The sequence below is a fragment of the uncultured Limnohabitans sp. genome, from assembly GCF_937889215.1.
Lineage (GTDB): Bacteria > Pseudomonadota > Gammaproteobacteria > Burkholderiales > Burkholderiaceae_C > Limnohabitans_A.
The window spans coordinates 1-2,051 of the sequence record NZ_CALBEX010000558.1 but is presented as its reverse complement, the minus strand read 5'-3'; the positions used below and the strand labels follow the sequence as shown (position 1 = coordinate 2,051).

Genomic DNA, 2,051 nt, shown 5'->3' with positions numbered 1-2,051 from the left:
GTGTCGCTGCCTGCGCGGTAAATGGTTTGCTTGATGGCCAGCACGTTGGGGCCCAGCACCGCTTCTCGTAAAAAGGCCAGCACGCCATCGAAACTCTCAAAGGGTTGGTGAATCACCACATCCCCCTGCTTGAGCCGCGCAAACACCGAGCCATGCAATGGCAATTGCATGGGAAAGCTGGCTTTGAAAGGCGGAAACAGCAAGTCCGGTGCAGGCACCAGATCGATCAGCTGCATCAGTCGCACCAGGTTGACGGGGCCATTCACGCGGAACACCGCCGCTTCGGGCAAGCTGAATTCCTTGCGCAAAAATTCGACCAAACGGGGCGCGCAGCTCGACGAGACCTCCAGGCGAACCGCCTGGCCATAGTGACGGTGCTGCAGCCCTTGGCGCAAAGCCATGCGCAAGTTGGCGATCTCGTCTTCGTCCACTGCCAGATCCGAGTGGCGGGTGACCCTGAACTGAGAAAACTGCCCAACTTCACGCCCCGGAAACAACTCGGCAAGGTGGGCACGGATCACGCTCGACAAAAGCACGAAGGCCTTGCTGCCCTCACACACCCGATCTGGCAAGGCAATCACCCGCGGCAAGACACGCGGCACCTTGACGATGGCGATTTCGTTGGCGCGACCAAACGCGTCCTTGCCTGACAACTGAACAATGAAATTGAGCGATTTGTTGGCCACTTGCGGAAAGGGGTGCGCCGGATCCAAACCCACGGGCACCAGCAGGGGCTGCACCTCGCGCTGAAAGTAGCTGCGCACCCAGCGCCGCTGTTCGGCATTGCGGTCGTTGTGCGACAACAAGCGGTAGCCTTGGCGCTGCAAGGCGGGTAGCAAGTCCTCGTTGTACAAAGCGTACTGCCGATTCACCATGGCATTGGTTTTGTTGGCAATGGCCACCAAGCTTTCGTTGGTGTACTGGCCCGTCTTGAGCTTTTGCAAGCTGCCCATCACATGCGGCTCGGCCCGCACCTCAAAGAACTCGTCCAGATTAGAGGAAACGATGCACAGGTAGCGCAGGCGTTCGAGCGCGGGCACCTCGGAGCGGTGCGCCCAATCGAGCACACGCTCATTGAAAGCCAAGATGCTCAGGTCTCGGTCCAAAAACTCCGGTGGCAACGCTGACGAAGTGATCTGTGAAATTGGATGGGCCATGGCATAACGTCGATGAGTTCAAATCATCTTATAAAGCCATTAAGACATTTTGATGACAGCGCCGTGAAATTCCTTGACTTATTTGCCCTCACCTTTGATCGACATCAAGTAAGACTTGAACAGCGCCACCGTGTGGGGCCAGCCAAAGGCTTCGGCCCTGTGCCTTGCCGCATGGCGTGGCACCTGCAACGCCAGGGCTGTGGCCTTCGCCAAATCCTCGTCAAGCACCCCCCCCCCAAGGGCTGGCCGGCTTCAGCGCCCAGCACTTGCAAAGGCCCATCCACCGGATAAGCCGCGACCGGCGTACCGCAAGCCATGGCTTCGAGCATGACCAAGCCAAAAGTTTCGTTGCGCGAGGGGAACACGAACACGTCTGCGGCGGCATAGACCTGGGCCAATTGCGGGCGTGGCAGCACCCCCATCCACACCACATGGGCGTATCGCGCCTTGAGCGACGCGGCCAGAGGGCCCTCGCCGCAGACGATGCGTGTGCCCGACCAGGGCATGCTCAAAAAGGCGTCGATGTTCTTTTCATACGAAACGCGCCCCACATACAACGCCCAAGGGCGCGGCAGGTGCTGCAACTCGGGCAAAGCCACCGCCTGCGGCTGGTACGCAAACAAAGACAGGTCCACTCCGTGGGTCCAGGGCTTCAAGGACTGGAACCCCCGTGCCTTCAGCATGTTCAGAACGCCTTCGGTGGGCACCATCACCCCCGAAGAAGGCCGGTGAAAACGCCGAAACAAGGCGTAGCCCATAAACAAAGGCACACGCAAAGCCGCCCGCAAAATTTCCGGAAACTTGGTATGGAAAGCGGTGGTGAAGCGCCACCCCCTTTGGATGCAATGCTTGCGTGCGGCCCAACCCAAAGGCCCCTCGGTGGCGATGTGCACC

2 pseudogenes are annotated in these 2,051 nt (G+C 59.4%); both read right to left on the bottom strand.

Features of this window, described 5'->3' with window-relative positions:
* Nucleotides 1-1,157: pseudogene (locus Q0341_RS14040) on the bottom strand (polyphosphate kinase 1); the annotation flags it as partial.
* A 78-nt stretch (nt 1,158-1,235) separates the two neighbouring features.
* Nucleotides 1,236-2,051: pseudogene (locus tag Q0341_RS14035) on the bottom strand (glycosyltransferase); the annotation flags it as partial.